Annotated in this window: 16 protein-coding genes and 1 tRNA gene; 8 read left to right on the top strand and 9 right to left on the bottom strand. The window is 60.3% G+C overall.

The features are described 5' to 3' along the window. Positions 1 to 76: 76 nt before the first annotated feature. Together HCZ30_RS03105 and HCZ30_RS03100 are read left to right on the top strand one after the other, a co-directional pair. On the top strand, positions 77 to 703 hold the full coding sequence (locus tag HCZ30_RS03105; protein WP_167636312.1) for an SCO family protein: 627 nt from the start codon (positions 77 to 79) through the stop codon (positions 701 to 703). Positions 704 to 757: 54 nt separating this feature from the next. Then, positions 758 to 1309, top strand: a complete 552-nt coding sequence (locus HCZ30_RS03100; RefSeq protein ID WP_167636311.1) for an ActR/PrrA/RegA family redox response regulator transcription factor — start codon at positions 758 to 760, stop codon at positions 1307 to 1309. Here the strand turns inward: HCZ30_RS03100 and HCZ30_RS03095 are convergent, their stop codons facing one another. Next, positions 1310 to 1903 carry an HD domain-containing protein gene (locus HCZ30_RS03095; protein ID WP_167636310.1) on the bottom strand — a complete coding sequence of 198 codons (594 nt, stop codon included), beginning with the start codon at positions 1901 to 1903 and terminating at the stop codon, positions 1310 to 1312. A gap of 105 nt (positions 1904 to 2008) precedes the next feature. On the opposite strand from HCZ30_RS03095, the gene ahcY reads away from it, so the two are divergent. Further along, positions 2009 to 3397, top strand: a complete 1389-nt coding sequence (gene ahcY / locus HCZ30_RS03090) for an adenosylhomocysteinase (protein ID WP_167636309.1) — start codon at positions 2009 to 2011, stop codon at positions 3395 to 3397. A gap of 99 nt (positions 3398 to 3496) precedes the next feature. Next, on the top strand, positions 3497 to 3832 hold the full coding sequence (locus HCZ30_RS03085) for a DUF2853 family protein (RefSeq protein ID WP_167636308.1): 336 nt from the start codon (positions 3497 to 3499) through the stop codon (positions 3830 to 3832). Positions 3833 to 3975: 143 nt separating this feature from the next. On the opposite strand, the gene HCZ30_RS03080 is transcribed toward HCZ30_RS03085, so the two are convergent. The 5 genes from HCZ30_RS03080 to tsaD are packed head-to-tail and all read right to left on the bottom strand — an operon-like array spanning position 3976 to position 7159. Continuing rightward, on the bottom strand, positions 3976 to 4371 hold the full coding sequence (locus tag HCZ30_RS03080) for a DUF1761 domain-containing protein (protein ID WP_167636307.1): 396 nt from the start codon (positions 4369 to 4371) through the stop codon (positions 3976 to 3978). A gap of 48 nt (positions 4372 to 4419) precedes the next feature. Then, positions 4420 to 4836, bottom strand: coding sequence for an EVE domain-containing protein (locus HCZ30_RS03075; protein WP_167636306.1), 417 nt, complete (start codon positions 4834 to 4836; stop codon positions 4420 to 4422). After that, positions 4836 to 5108 carry a YciI family protein gene (locus tag HCZ30_RS03070; protein ID WP_167636305.1) on the bottom strand — a complete coding sequence of 91 codons (273 nt, stop codon included), beginning with the start codon at positions 5106 to 5108 and terminating at the stop codon, positions 4836 to 4838. The genes HCZ30_RS03075 and HCZ30_RS03070 overlap by 1 nt, the downstream gene beginning before the upstream one ends. Next, complete coding sequence (locus HCZ30_RS03065) at positions 5109 to 6068, bottom strand: NAD(P)H-dependent glycerol-3-phosphate dehydrogenase (RefSeq protein WP_167636304.1); 960 nt, start codon at positions 6066 to 6068, stop codon at positions 5109 to 5111. It lies immediately after the preceding gene. Next, a complete protein-coding gene (gene tsaD / locus HCZ30_RS03060; RefSeq protein ID WP_167636303.1) occupies positions 6065 to 7159 on the bottom strand; it encodes a tRNA (adenosine(37)-N6)-threonylcarbamoyltransferase complex transferase subunit TsaD in 1095 nt (364 codons plus the stop codon). Before tsaD ends, HCZ30_RS03065 begins: the two co-directional genes overlap by 4 nt. A 69-nt stretch (positions 7160 to 7228) precedes the next feature. Between tsaD and HCZ30_RS03055 the strand changes: the two genes are divergently transcribed. The 4 genes from HCZ30_RS03055 to HCZ30_RS03040 all read left to right on the top strand — a co-directional run bounded on the left by HCZ30_RS03055 (position 7229) and on the right by HCZ30_RS03040 (position 10840). Further along, positions 7229 to 7909 (top strand): uroporphyrinogen-III synthase, encoded by a 681-nt coding sequence (locus HCZ30_RS03055; RefSeq protein ID WP_167636302.1) that lies wholly within the window; start codon positions 7229 to 7231, stop codon positions 7907 to 7909. A gap of 61 nt (positions 7910 to 7970) precedes the next feature. Beyond that, complete coding sequence (locus HCZ30_RS03050; protein WP_167636301.1) at positions 7971 to 9227, top strand: COG4223 family protein; 1257 nt, start codon at positions 7971 to 7973, stop codon at positions 9225 to 9227. A gap of 11 nt (positions 9228 to 9238) precedes the next feature. Continuing rightward, complete coding sequence (locus HCZ30_RS03045; RefSeq protein WP_167636300.1) at positions 9239 to 10717, top strand: heme biosynthesis protein HemY; 1479 nt, start codon at positions 9239 to 9241, stop codon at positions 10715 to 10717. A 47-nt stretch (positions 10718 to 10764) separates the two neighbouring features. Further along, a tRNA-Thr gene (locus HCZ30_RS03040) sits at positions 10765 to 10840 on the top strand. 10 nt (positions 10841 to 10850) lie between these two features. Here HCZ30_RS03040 and HCZ30_RS03035 read toward each other — a convergent pair. The 3 genes from HCZ30_RS03035 to HCZ30_RS03025 form a co-directional block, all read right to left on the bottom strand. Continuing rightward, the gene (locus HCZ30_RS03035) at positions 10851 to 11324 is read right to left on the bottom strand and encodes an Rrf2 family transcriptional regulator (RefSeq protein WP_167636299.1); all 474 of its coding nucleotides are present in this window, start codon (positions 11322 to 11324) and stop codon (positions 10851 to 10853) included. 120 nt (positions 11325 to 11444) lie between these two features. Further along, positions 11445 to 12542 (bottom strand): WD40/YVTN/BNR-like repeat-containing protein, encoded by a 1098-nt coding sequence (locus HCZ30_RS03030; RefSeq protein WP_167636298.1) that lies wholly within the window; start codon positions 12540 to 12542, stop codon positions 11445 to 11447. Positions 12543 to 12605: 63 nt separating this feature from the next. After that, positions 12606 to 13670, bottom strand: coding sequence for a DUF1513 domain-containing protein (locus HCZ30_RS03025; protein WP_167636297.1), 1065 nt, complete (start codon positions 13668 to 13670; stop codon positions 12606 to 12608).

Raw genomic sequence — 13670 nt, 5'->3', positions numbered from 1 at the left:
CCTCGGTGCGGCAATGTGCTCCTATTGTTATTGCCCGCCATTCACGCGATCAATGCGACAACAAAGGAGCACGCTCATGGAAAAGAAAATCGCGATCGTTGCAGTCGTTGTCGCCGCCCTGTTTCTGGCTGGCACATTCATCGCGACGAAAATGAAATCTACCAATGCTGCTCTGGCTGCGTGCGGTGCTGGTGCGATTGCTGGTGGCGCCGTTGGCGGTCCGTTCGAGCTGGTCAATTCCAATGGTGAGACCGTCACCAACGAGGATGTGATTACAGAGCCTTCGCTGGTCTACTTCGGCTACACCTTCTGCCCCGACATCTGCCCGACGGATGCGATGCGCAACGCGGTTGCGACCGACCTGCTGGACGAGCAGGGCACGGAAGTCACCCCGATCTTCATCTCAATTGACCCCGAGCGCGATACCCCCGAAGCTGTGGGCTACTTTGCGAATAACTTCCATGAACGCATGATCGGTCTGACTGGCAGCATCGAGCAGACCACCGCTGCGTCGAAAGCCTACAAGACCTATTTTGCAAAGGAAGCGAACGGCGATCCCGACTACTACCTCGTCGACCACTCGACCTACACTTACCTGAACATTCCGGGGATGGGTGTTGTGGACTACTTCAGCCACACCGATGATCCGGAGACGGTGGCCGAACGTACTGCTTGTATCGTTGACGCGGTCGGCGCAAATTGACCTGACGCGCTTGGCCCGTTACCCCTGACAGACGTAATTGAGTAGGCAGTACCGATGGACAACGAACCGCTGGATCTGGGCACTGACAAGTCCCTCCTTCTGGTCGACGACGACGAGGCATTTCTGAAACGCCTCGCTCGCGCGATGGAAAAACGCGGATTCGAGGTGGAAACAGCCGGTTCTGTCGTCGCAGGACGCGCTATCGCGACGGGTCGCCCGCCTGCCTATGCCGTGGTCGATCTTCGGCTTGAAGACGGTAACGGCCTCGACGTGGTTGAAACCCTGCGCGAACGCCGTCCCGATAGCCGCATCGTTGTTCTGACGGGCTACGGAGCGATTGCGACTGCCGTTGCTGCGGTCAAAATCGGTGCGACCGACTACCTGTCCAAGCCTGCCGATGCCGACGACATCGTGAACGCTTTGCTCGCCCGTGGTGACGCGCTGCCGCCGCCGCCGGAAAACCCGATGAGCGCGGACCGTGTGCGTTGGGAGCATATCCAGCGCGTCTACGAGATGTGTGATCGCAACGTGTCGGAAACCGCGCGCCGCCTGAACATGCATCGCCGTACGCTCCAGCGTATTCTGGCAAAGCGTAGCCCGAAGTAATCACTTCAATGCAGCAAGAAGCTCCGCATGACGTGCGGTGAAATCCCGACGGACCTCGACAGGAGGCCGCAGGTGGATATCCAGCTTTTCGGCATAAACAGGGTCGATTTTGCCGAATAGCTTGGTCGCTTCAGCCTCGGTAAATCCTGCGATCCGCGTCGCTTCCAGCCAAGCGCTGACCTTATCCGCCGCTTTAATCTTTTTCTTGATGGTCGCCGGGATCTGTGCGGGTACGCCAAACCGGATGTGGATCGCGGCGGTGAGGCGAGTATCCAGCTCTCCGTACGACGGACCAACAGCGGCTTTCACAGGGCTGATCATATCGCCGATCACGTACTCGGGTGCGTCATGAAGCAGCGCCGCCATCTGCCATTTCACAGGGGCGGAGGGGTTCTGCATCCGGAAGATTTCTTCGACCAGGAGCGAGTGTTCGGCCACGGAATAAGGCCAGTCACCGATGGTCTGACCGTTCCAGCGCGCAACGAAGGCAAGGCCGTGCGCAATGTCCTCGATTTCGATGTCCATCGGTGTCGGATCGAGCAGATCGAGCCTGCGGCCCGACAGCATCCTCTGCCATGCGCGTGGTTGTTTCATGTTGCCCCCGTGTCGAGGCCTTAATTAAGCCTCCCCCCGTGCCGTTGTCGAGAAGGCAAACCGGTGCTATGGCATCACGCAAACGACATACGGAGAGGGCTCATCATGGCCAACGACTACATCGTCAAAGATATCGCGCTGGCCGGCTATGGCCGCAAAGAACTCGACATCGCCGAAACCGAAATGCCGGGCCTGATGGCTCTGCGCGCCGAGTACGGTGAAAGCAAGCCGCTCACCGGTGCCCGCATCGTCGGTTCGCTGCACATGACCATCCAGACCGCTTGCCTGATCGAAACGCTGGTTGCGCTGGGCGCGGACGTGCGCTGGGCATCGTGCAACATCTTCTCAACGCAGGACCACGCTGCCGCTGCGATCGCCGAAGCCGGCATTCCGGTCTTTGCGATCAAGGGCCAGAGCCTCGAAGAACACTGGGACTACCTCGACAAGTCCTTCATGTTCGAAGACGGCCCGAACCTGATCCTCGACGATGGTGGCGACGCGACCCTCTACGTTCTGCTCGGCGCACGCGCCGAAGCTGGTGAAGATATCATCCCCGTCCCGCAGTCGGACGAAGAAGCTGTCATCAAAGCGCAGATCAAGAAGCGCATGGAAGCCTCCCCGGGTTGGTTCACAAAGATCCGCGACCAGATCCTCGGCGTTTCGGAAGAAACCACCACCGGCGTTCACCGCCTGTACGAACTGCAAAAGAACGGCCAGCTGCCGTTCCCCGCGATCAACGTCAACGACTCCGTCACCAAGTCGAAGTTCGACAACAAGTACGGCTGTAAGGAATCGCTGGTCGACGGTATCCGCCGCGCCACCGACACCATGATGGCCGGTAAGGTCGCTGTCGTTTGCGGTTACGGCGACGTCGGCAAGGGCTCGGCTGCTTCGCTCCGCGGCGCTGGTGCCCGCGTGAAGGTCACCGAAGTCGACCCGATCTGCGCGCTTCAGGCTGCTATGGACGGTTTCGAAGTCGTCACCCTCGAAGACGCTGTTGCGTCGGCTGACATCTTCGTCACCACCACCGGCAACAAGGACGTCATCCGCATCGAGCACATGCGCGAGATGAAGGACATGGCGATCGTCGGCAACATCGGCCACTTCGACAACGAAATTCAGGTCGCCTCGCTGCGTAACCATAAGTGGACCAACATCAAGGATCAGGTCGACATGATCGAGATGCCCTCGGGCAGCCGCATCATCCTCCTCTCCGAAGGTCGTCTGCTGAACCTCGGCAACGCCACTGGCCACCCGTCGTTCGTGATGTCCGCGTCGTTCACCAACCAGGTGCTCGCGCAGATCGAACTGTGGACCAAGCACGATGAATACGCTCCGGGCGTTTACATCCTGCCCAAGCACCTCGACGAAAAGGTCGCCAGCCTCCACCTCGAACGTATCGGCGTGAAGCTGTCGAAGCTCAGCAAAGAGCAGGCCGACTACATCGGCGTAACGCCGGAAGGCCCGTTCAAGCCGGAACACTACCGCTACTAATTCCAAGCGCCGCCCTTCGGGGCGGCGTTTTTCTTTCTTTTCAGAACAATTCTCGCGGCTTACCCTACCTCTGCGTCAAGCGGACTGCTGGAGGGTTTCATGGGAATACGTGACGAGTTGATCGCAAGCTATGCCGAGGACCTGCGCACCAAGTGCGGAATGGTGCCCGACATGGACCTGCTCACCAAGGTCACGCTCGGATGCGGTCCGCTGATCTACCATGAAAACACCCACTACGTGGACGAGACCTCGCCCGCCGAGATCAAACAGATCAAGCGCAACTACCTGATCAAGAAGCTCAGCCTGCGCGACGGGCCGGAGCTGGATGACGGGATCGACGTCGTGATGGAAATCTACAATGCCGAGCGTAAATACCGCGTCGTGGTCTACTACATGCTGACCAAGCATTTCGGTAAAGAGGCTTACTACAAGTAATTGCCTTAAATCCGCAGGGCATTTGGTTTGCTCTGCGATGAGCGCGGCCCTACCCTTGGATGAAGCGGCCAGAATGGCTGGACCAACCTGCGTGTGGGAGCGCGGGGGATAGGGGTCCGACCAGCAAGGCCGGACCCCGCTTTTCATAACAGAACAAGTACCGCGCCGATGATCGCGCAGCCGAAAATGGCGTAGCCGCTATCGATGGCGGTCAGCTTGAACGGGCGCATCCCGTAGGCGTTGTTGATCATGATCCACGGCGCGATGAAGAACGCTCCGATCCCGAGACCGGAGACAATCCCTGCGCCAAGCGTCACGATTCCGGACATTATGAACAGATGGCGCATCATACCCGCGACGATCAGCATCGCGATGGCCGACAGGATAAACGGCACCGGGCTGCCGCCATTCTTCGGCTTGCCGTTTTCGTCGCATTCGATGCCGGACGCCTCGAGCCACGGCTTCGACAGGGCCATGTACCAAACGGCTCCGAAAATCCATGCCGCCGCAGCGGCTACAATCACTGAAAGCATTCCCATTTTGCCCTCCTGTTTACTCAGGATGATAGGAGCGGCGGCGGAATTCTCCTACGACAATCCGCCGAGCGCGCAGATGAGGTTCCATTCCTCATCGGTCACAGGCTGGACCGACAGACGGGAGTTCTTCACCAGCACCATATCAGCCAGACGTTCGTCGGTTTTGATCAGGTCGAGCGACACGGGATTGGGCAGTTTCTCGACAGCTTTGACGTCGACGCATTCCCAGTGGACATCGTCGGTCTTGCTGTCCTGATGCGCCTCGGCGTAAACCTCGACGATCCCGACGACCTCTAACCCCTTGCGAGAATGGTAGAAAAAGCCGCGGTCACCCAGTTTCATGGCCCGCATGTTGTTGCGGGCCTGATAGTTGCGCACGCCGTCCCATTCTTCGCCCGCATCCCCTTTGGCGACGAGATCGTCCCAACCAAAAACGTCGGGCTCGGATTTGAACAGCCAGTAGGGCATCAGCCGATGACCTTTTTCCACTGCTCGATGCGCACGCGCTCGAACAGACCGGCTTTGGCATAGGGGTCGCTCTCGGCCCATGCTTCGGCGGCCGCGCGGTCTTCGACATCCAGAATGATCATCGATCCGTGCATCTCGCCGTCTGCATTGATGAACGGACCCGCCATCTGCACCACGCCGGTGTCGGCGATGTAGGCCAGATGCGCTTCGCGGTTGTCGAGGCGGGTCTGAAGCGCGCCCTCTTTGTCTTTGGTGATGATGGTATAGAGCATTTATTCCTCCTTCAGCGGGCGCGAGAACAGCGCCTGAATAGCTTCCGCAACACTCACATCATGCTCCAGCAGTTCGGCAAGCATGGTGACGATCGGCATGTCGATCCCGCGCGCACGTGCCAGTTTGGCCACGGCGTGAGTGGTCGCGACGCCCTCGACGGTGATCGACGGATCAAAGTTTTCCTGACGCCCCAGCGCAAGGCCGTAGCGGTAATTGCGCGATTGTTCGGAGGTGCAGGTCAGGACGAGGTCACCGAAGCCCGAAAGGCCCATCATCGTGTCCGGCCGTCCGCCCAGCGCACCCGCGAGGCGCATCATCTCGGTCATGCCGCGGGTCATCAGCGCGGCGCGGGCGCTGTCGCCCATGCCTTCGCCGATGCAGGCACCGCAGGCGATCGCCATGACGTTCTTGAGCGAGCCGCCAAGCTCTGCGCCGACGGTATCGGTGGTCCGATAAAGGCGAAGGTTCGGCGTGGTGAGTTGCTTTTGCAGCAGCGCGCCTGCCTCGTCATCCTGACAGGCCAGCGTCAGCGCGGTCGGCAGGTTACGGGCGATATCGGCGGCGAAGCTCGGCCCAGTCAGGAGCGCGGCGGTGGACTCGGGCACGACCTCACGGATAGAGGTCACGGTACCGGTCATCGTCGAGGCATCGATACCCTTGGCGCAGGACACGAGCGACTTGCCTTCGAGGCGGTCCGCATGTTCAGACAGGAAGCCCCGCAGCTTTTGCGCGGGAACGGCTAGCAGGATCGTGTCGGCAGCAAAAACAGTCTCTATATCGGCGGAAACGTGGATGTTTTCGTGCAGAGTTACTCCGTCCAGACGTGGGTTCTGACGAGTCTCAGACATCGTTTTCACGGCTTCAGCGTCACGCGCCCATAGCGTCACCGGACCGTTTTGTGCCAGTGAAACGGCGAGCGCGGTTCCGAATGCGCCTGCCCCTGCGACTGCGATGCTCATGCCTTGGCTCCCTTCTTGCCCGAACCCAGCAAAGCTGGTGCGCGTTGATCCAGTGGCCAGCGCGGGCGGGCCGTGAGATGCTCGGGATCGTTCGCGCCTTCGGCAAACCGCACGGCGCCTGCGTAGGCGATCATCGCAGCGTTATCTGTGCAAAGCCGCAGCGGCGGCGCGACGAACTCAGTGTTGTGCTCGCGGCAGAGGCCCATCAGCGCGTCGCGGATCGGACCGTTAGCCGCCACACCGCCTGCAATCGCAAAGATGCGGTTTTTAGGCTCAAGCGCGAAGTATTCGTTCAGCGCGCGGCGGGTCTTCTCGACCAGAATATCGGTGACGGCTGCTTGGAAACCTGCCGACAGGTCGGCGCGGTCCTGTTCGGTCAAGCCGCCCTTTTCCGCCACAACTCCATCACGGGCGCGCAGGATCGCGGTTTTCAGACCGGAGAACGACATATCGCAACCGGGCTGGTTCAGGAGCGGACGCGGCAGCGGAAATTTCTTGGGATCGCCGTCTCTGGCACATTTTTCGACGTGCGGACCGCCGGGTTGCGGCAGAGCCAGCAGGCGGGCGGTTTTGTCGAACGCCTCGCCGGGGGCGTCGTCTATGGTGCCGCCGATACGGCGGAATGTGTCGAAGCTTTCGGCAATCAGGAACTGGCAATGCCCGCCCGACACCAGCAGCATCAGATAGGGGAACGTCACGCTATCAGTCAGGCGCGGCGTCAGCGCGTGGCCCGCAAGGTGGTTCACACCGATCAGCGGCAAGCCGGTCGCGGCGGAGAGACCCTTGGCGCACATCACGCCCGACAGCACACCGCCGATAAGACCGGGGCCAGAAGTCACGGCGATCGCATCCAGCTCGCTCAGCGCATAACCGCTTTCGGCCAGTGCTTCCTCCACACAGATATCGACACGTTCGGCATGGGCGCGGGCGGCGATTTCGGGAACTACGCCGCCAAATTCGGCGTGCAGATCGTTCTGGCCTTTGACGATGGAGGACAAAACCTCGGCCTTGTCGCCTTGCAGACGGACAATCGCTGCGGCGGTGTCGTCGCAACTGCTTTCGATGCCAAGAACTGTCAGGGTTTGCGTCATGTGGTCCGGTTGCACAGTTTCCCAAGGCAGGTAACACTCCGCCACACGCAGAACAATGGCGGAGCCGCGATGACCATCCTTCTTTTGACCCGCCCAGAGGAGGCGTCGCGCAGTTTCCTTGCCGCCGTCGAGGCCGAGGTCGGCAAGGTTCGCGCCGTGATCTCTCCAGTGATGGAGATCGTGCCGCTGGATGCGCGTATCCCCAAGCTCGACGAGGTTATTCTGACGTCTGCCAATGGGGCAAAGCAGGTCAAGCGGCTGGGTGTTCCCGACGGAACTGTTGCGTGGTGCGTCGGCAAGCGCACGGCTGATGAGGCGAAAGCCGCTGGATTAGAGCCGATTTCCGCAGGCAAGGATGCCGAAGCGCTGATCGACCTGATCTTGAACAGCGATACCGGCCGCCTTTGCCACATCCGCGGCACCCATGCGCGCGGACAGGTCGCAACCAACCTCACCGTTTCAGGCAAACCTTGTAGTGAAGTCATCGCTTACGACCAACGTGCCTGTGCGCCCTCCGACGATGCTTTGATAGCTTTGTCGGGTACCGAACCCGTTTTGTTGCCGCTTTTTTCACCAAGGAGCGCGATGCTGATCCCCGCAATTACCTCTGCGCCCGTTCATGTCATCGCCATGAGTACCAATGTGGCAGCCGAAGTTGCAGAGTTGGGTGTAGACACGATCCGCACAGCAATTAGGCCGGATTTCGATTCCATGCTTGCGGCGACCTGTCGCCGTTGGAACGAGTTGTGAATTGTAGCAGTTTGCTTGAGAGAGACCTCTCGGCGACTAAGTTGTTTGAGAGGGAAATTGGTTGACGAAGGATTTGACGGTGAACGAGGACCAGAAGTCCAAGGTAGATGAAACTGAAGCGACAGAGGAAACTCGGGTCGAACAGACAGACACCTCTGAAAAAGTAGAGATCGAACACGAGGAAGTCGTCGAAGACGCTCCGGCTGAAGAGGCTGTAGAGCAGGACGAACCTTCCGATGAGGTTTCCGAAGAGACTGCCAACGACGAGGTCGTCGAGGAAGTCGCAGCGACCGAACTGACGGAAGAGGAAATTTCAGCCTCGACCAAGGAAGAGGTCACCCCGACCGACGTCGAAGTCGAGGATCCGGTCGTTGAGCCGCAGCCTCCGGTCGTCGAGGAGAAATCGAGCAGCGCAGGCGCATTCATCGCCATCGTGCTAGGCGGTCTGATCGCGGGCGCCATCGGTTACGGCGTGTCTTGGTACACCCTGCCCCGCATCGACGAAGCCGATGTCGAAGCGCGCCTCAGCCTGCTGGAAAACGAGCTGTCCGCATCGGGGTCGGTCGACACCGAAGCGCTCATCGAAGCTGCCATCGGTCCAGCGACTGCCGATTTCACCACCCGCATCGACGTGCTGCAAGCCGAGGTCGATGAGATCAAAGCCGCACTGGAAAACGTGGGTACCGGAAACGGTGGCACCGTCGATATGAGCGGTCTGGAAGAACAGATCGCAGCGCAGGAAGCCCGCCTGCAGCAGCTTGCCGAAGACGCGGCCGCCCGCCTCGAACAAGCGCGCGCTGATGCCGAAGCCGAAGAGCAAGCCGCCATGGCCGCCCAGCGCGAGGTGGCTCTGTCCCGTGTGCAAACGGCTCTCGACACCGGCACGCCCTATCAGGATATGCTCGGCGGTCTCGAAGATCTGGGCATGAGCGTCCCCGCCGACCTTTCCCGTCCGTCGTCCACTGGTGTTGCGACGCTGGGCGAACTGCAAGCCGATTTCCCCTCCGCTGCCCGAGAAGCTCTGGCTGCTGCGCGCCGTGCCGGCACCGCTGGTGAAGACGGCGGTACGTTCGCCGGCTTCTTGCGCAACCAGTTCGACGTCCGCTCCATCGAGGCGCGTGACGGCGATGATGCCGATGCGATCCTGTCCCGTGCAGGCGCTGCCGTGCAGGATGGCCGTCTGTCCGATGCTCTCGCTGAAATCGACACTCTGTCCGAAGAGGCGAAGACCGAGCTTGACGGCTGGGTCGCCGCTGCGAAGGAACGACAGAACGCAATCGCCGCCGTTGGCGAACTGAATAACACATCGAACGAGTGAGGCTGTAACTGATGCTCTGGTCCCTTCTGAAGATCGTATTCTTCATCGTTGCAGTTACCGCGATCACCTATGGCGCGATGGAACTCAGCACTGTTCCTGGTGAACTGATGCTGACCTATGGCGGCCTCGAAATGCGCCTTGGCCCGCTCGAGGTTCTGGCCGCGCTGGTTGCTCTCGTCGTGCTGGTCTGGGTGGCGTTCAAGCTGCTCGGCCTGATCGCCGCGTTCATCCGCTTTCTTGCCGGTGACGAAACCGCAGTTACCCGCTACTTCGCCCGCAACCGTGTGGAGCGTGGCTATCAGGCACTCTCCGACAGCATGATGGCACTGGCCGGCGGCGAAGGTCACCTTGCAATGACCAAGGCCCAGAAAGCCGAGCGTTTTCTGAACAAGCCCGAAATCACCACCTTGCTCGTCGCCCAAGCGGCAGAGCAAACTGGCGACCGGACCAAGGCCGAGAATGCCTACAAAAAACTGGTCGAAGATGACCGCACCCGCTTTGTCGGTATCCGCGGCCTGATGCGTCAGCGTCTGGAGCAAGGCGATACCGACACGGCGATGAAGCTGGCTGAAAAGGCGTTTGCGCTGAAGCCCAAGCACGAAGACACGCAGGACGTTCTGCTGCGTCTTCAGGCTGAAAAGGGCGACTGGAAAGGTGCGCGTAAGACGCTCGCCGCCAAGGCAAAGACCGGTAGCCTTCCCAAGGACGTGCTCAAGCGTCGCGATGCTGTGCTGGCCCTTTCCGAAGCTCAGGAACTGCTGGATGACAACGTGTCCATCGAAAAGCAGGAGCAGGTCATTGCGGCGCACAAGCAGTCGCCCGACCTTATCCCCGCTGCCGTTCTGGCGGCCCGTGGCTACATCGCCAAGGGTAATAAGAAGCACGCTGCCCGCCTGCTGACAAAGGCTTGGAGCGCGTCGCCGCATCCGGACCTCGCCACCGCATTCGCGGAGATCGAACCCAACGAGACCCCGCAAGAGCGCCTCAAGCGGTTCAAGTCGCTGACCAAGGTCAACATCGACGATCCGGAAACCCGTATGTTGATGGCCGAACTGCACGTCGCTGCCGAAGAATTCCCCGAAGCACGCCGCGCGCTGGGCACCCTGCCCGAAACCGATGCTACCGTGCGCGTTCTGACGCTGATGGCGGCGATTGAGCGTGGTTCGGGCGGCACCGATCAGCTGGTGAACGCATGGCTCGCCAAGGCTGTCACCGCGCCGCGTGGCCCGCAGTGGATTTGTGACAACTGTCAGAACATCCACGACCATTGGGAGCCCGTCTGCTCGAACTGTCACGGCTTTGACACGCTGTCGTGGCGCCGTCCGCCGCAGAACGACAAGCCGCTTTCAGGTGGTCTGGAGATGCTGCCGCTGCTCGTTGCGGTGAACGGTTCTGCCGAGACCGCACCTGTCGTGGTCGATGCGGACGCAGAAGAGGCAGAGGTCGTCGAAGCTGAAACAGTCGACGCCGAAGTCGTTGAAGAGCGGTAATTTTGCTCTTTTCGGGGCGGCTCTAGGGTGCTAAGAGCCGCCACAGTGCCGGTGTAGCTCAGCTGGTAGAGCACGTCATTCGTAATGATGGGGTCGTAGGTTCGAGTCCTATCACCGGCACCACTTCCAGACATTAACCAGCGATTGCTTCCTTGCAGGGCGTCGTCACGGCTTCGCGGAATGTCAGGATTTCCTTTAGACCACAGTTGCCGCGCACCAGATCATCGAGCGTGAGCATGTCGAGCTCATGGAAAAACGCTTCGAGCGCACGGCCAATGGCGCTCTTGAGGCGGCAGGCATCGACGAGCGGGCAGGTGTTCGTTTCGGGCGACGCGCATTCGGTAAACGGCACTTCGGATTCGAAGACGCGGAAAACCTCACCCACATTAATGTTTTCGGGCGTCGTGGCGAGCTTGATGCCCCCCATCCGGCCTCGCGATGCGGTGATAAACCCATGCTGGTGAAGCATATTCACCACCTGAGCGAGGTGGTTCACAGACGCATTGCAAGCCTCCGCGACATCAGCGGAACGCGAGATGCGATCTTGGTTAATGCCGCAATACATCAGGATTCTGATGGCGAGATTTGTACGTGTGGTCAGGCGCACCGGGTTCACTCTCCTCTACAATCGGATGGAGTGACGGTAGGGGCGTGAAAAAGGGCTGTATCTGATCCATGTCAGAAATAGCCCTCGAAAGTCACATTTTTCGGACGAATTTTACGGTATTCAGCCGTTCAGCACTTCCACCGACAAAACGGTCGGCAGGTGCTGCGCGATTTCTTCATACGATTCGCCATCATCGCGGGTCATGTAGACCGAACCGGAGTTGGTGCCGAAGTACATGCCGCCCTTGGCGTCAGTCGCCATCGCCTGACGCAGGACGGTGAAATAGCAGTTCTCGGTCGGCAGGCCGTTCTGGGTCTTCGTCCAGCTGTCACCGCCGTCTTTCGACACATAGACCGCGGCCGAGGCATCGGGCGGGAAGCGTCCACGCGTGTCACCATTGAGCGGCAGGACAAAGATCGTCTGCGGGTCAATCGGGCTTACGGCAATCGGGAAGCCAAAGTCGCTCGATAGACCTTCGTTGATCGACTGCCAACTTCGCCCGCCGTCATAGCTGCGCCAGACGCCGTGGTGGTTCTGTTGATAGAGCAGATCGCCATCGGTCGACGCGCGGGTCATGTTGTGCACGCACAGACCGACTTCCTTATCGTCCTCGTTTGATTTGCGGTTACGACGTTCCCATGTCTTTCCGCCGTCGTCTGTCGCGAAAACACCGGCAGAGGAGATGCCGACCCAGAGTTTTTCAGGCGTAGCCGGATCGGCGAGGATGGTGTGCAGCGTGAGGCCCGCACCACCCGGTTGCCAGTTTTCGGCGCCTTCCTGATCGGTCAGGCCATTCACCTTCTCCCACGTCTCACCATCGTCGTCGCTCACGAACAGCATCGCGGGCTTAGCGCCGCAGTAGAGCTTGCCGCCCACGCGCTTCAGCGACCAAAGGGCGTCGATCTGGCCGTTAAATGGCAGGACTTCATTCTTGGGAAGGCCGAACATCTCTGCCAGTTCAGGCTCTTTTTCAAGCCAACCGTCAATCTCGCCGCCGGATAAACGCTTGAACGTCCAGTTCTCACCGCCGTCGGTCGAGCGCAAAACCGCAGCGCCCCAGAAGGCATTCCCGCCGCAAGCCCAGAGGTTATCACCCTCGCCGACAACATGGTTAACGGGCCAGTTGGTGCAATGCGGACCGGAGAAATTCCATCGGTCACCGCCCTTGTCGGATAGAATGAAAACGCCCTTGGTCGTACCTAAAAGAACTTTGGTCATGGGATGCTCCCCCCCCCTAAATGTTCTTGAAATGTACACCCCCGTAAGGCGAGTCGCCTACGACTAAAGTGCGATAATGTGGTTGTCCCAGCTTACGTCATGTTTTTGCAGTTGAATTAATTTGTCACCACTCACCTTGGCGAAGTTGCCAAAGCCGTCGCTGGCCAGAAACCCGTCTTTAAGGGACACCAGGCCGCATACATCGGGCTGCACCACAGCGCCGAGGAACGAGCCTTCAGGAGTGAAACGGTGGATGCGCCCGCCCTTGGGCGACGTGATCGCGACCTCGGTGCCCGCGCCGTTGAAAGATATGGAGCCGGCGTAGCCCGCCATCAGGATCGCTTCGGTCAGCGAGGCGTCTGCCAGCACGGGCGCTTCCCCGCGGCGATGCAGGCCAAGGAGCGGTGGCGCATAGGATGGATCGTCCTGCCACTGCATCGCAAAGGCGACCAACCCATCGTCCCGCAGCGCGAGGTGGCGGATGGAGTTGAAGTGCAGCTCCTCGTCCAGCTCGATGGTCTCCTGCACGCCGTTCAGCGTGAGGTAAGCGAGGTTCGGCATCATGTCGGGCAGGTTCAGCTTGGTCCGGTCGCTCGGATCGGTCGCGATGCCACCGTTTGCGATGACCAGAGTTTCGCCGTCTGGCATGAGTTTGATGTCGTGCGGACCGATCCCGCCGGTCGCGATCTCGCCCATGCGGGCATAGCCCTGCGCGACATCCCACAGGCCGATCTGGCCCTGACTGTCGTCATCGCGCTGTTCAACGGTGACCAGCAAGCGACCTTCGTCGAGGAACAGCCCGTGGCCGTTGAACGCGATACCGTCCGGTGGCGTGAGGCTTTGCAGGACGCTGCCGTCTGTGCAGTCGATCACCAGCGCATAGCGGCCGGGACGGCGGGCAAAGGCTATTGCGATTGGCAATGTCGGATGCCCCGCGCCAGCGTGACCGCGCGCGGGCAGCGGGACGCTGAATGCCACCTGCCCGTCCGCGGTAAAGCCGGACATGGAGAACCCATCCCCGACTTTAGCCGCTGCGATGAAGTCGGGACTACCGACCGAGGCCCAGCTGAGGCGGGGCGCTGTGACCACCGCCGTCACCGATGCGAGGAAATGGCGGCGGGTGGTCAT

This window comes from Marivivens donghaensis, from assembly GCF_011806565.1.
Lineage (GTDB): Bacteria > Pseudomonadota > Alphaproteobacteria > Rhodobacterales > Rhodobacteraceae > Marivivens > Marivivens donghaensis_A.
Note: the sequence above shows the minus strand (reverse complement) of the source record. Positions and strands in the feature narration are given on the sequence as shown.

What these genes read in the sequence shown, in the direction of transcription:
- HCZ30_RS03105 (WP_167636312.1), top strand. Translation starts at nt 77, where the DNA reads ATGGAAAAGAAAATCGCGATCGTTGCAGTCGTTGTCGCCGCCCTGTTT.
- HCZ30_RS03100 (WP_167636311.1), top strand. Translation starts at nt 758, where the DNA reads ATGGACAACGAACCGCTGGATCTGGGCACTGACAAGTCCCTCCTTCTG.
- HCZ30_RS03095 (WP_167636310.1), bottom strand. Translation starts at nt 1,903, where the DNA reads ATGAAACAACCACGCGCATGGCAGAGGATGCTGTCGGGCCGCAGGCTC.
- ahcY (WP_167636309.1), top strand. Translation starts at nt 2,009, where the DNA reads ATGGCCAACGACTACATCGTCAAAGATATCGCGCTGGCCGGCTATGGC.
- HCZ30_RS03085 (WP_167636308.1), top strand. Translation starts at nt 3,497, where the DNA reads ATGGGAATACGTGACGAGTTGATCGCAAGCTATGCCGAGGACCTGCGC.
- HCZ30_RS03080 (WP_167636307.1), bottom strand. Translation starts at nt 4,371, where the DNA reads ATGGGAATGCTTTCAGTGATTGTAGCCGCTGCGGCGGCATGGATTTTC.
- HCZ30_RS03075 (WP_167636306.1), bottom strand. Translation starts at nt 4,836, where the DNA reads ATGCCCTACTGGCTGTTCAAATCCGAGCCCGACGTTTTTGGTTGGGAC.
- HCZ30_RS03070 (WP_167636305.1), bottom strand. Translation starts at nt 5,108, where the DNA reads ATGCTCTATACCATCATCACCAAAGACAAAGAGGGCGCGCTTCAGACC.
- HCZ30_RS03065 (WP_167636304.1), bottom strand. Translation starts at nt 6,068, where the DNA reads ATGAGCATCGCAGTCGCAGGGGCAGGCGCATTCGGAACCGCGCTCGCC.
- tsaD (WP_167636303.1), bottom strand. Translation starts at nt 7,159, where the DNA reads ATGACGCAAACCCTGACAGTTCTTGGCATCGAAAGCAGTTGCGACGAC.
- HCZ30_RS03055 (WP_167636302.1), top strand. Translation starts at nt 7,229, where the DNA reads ATGACCATCCTTCTTTTGACCCGCCCAGAGGAGGCGTCGCGCAGTTTC.
- HCZ30_RS03045 (WP_167636300.1), top strand. Translation starts at nt 9,239, where the DNA reads ATGCTCTGGTCCCTTCTGAAGATCGTATTCTTCATCGTTGCAGTTACC.
- HCZ30_RS03030 (WP_167636298.1), bottom strand. Translation starts at nt 12,542, where the DNA reads ATGACCAAAGTTCTTTTAGGTACGACCAAGGGCGTTTTCATTCTATCC.
- HCZ30_RS03025 (WP_167636297.1), bottom strand. Translation starts at nt 13,670, where the DNA reads ATGACCACCCGCCGCCATTTCCTCGCATCGGTGACGGCGGTGGTCACA.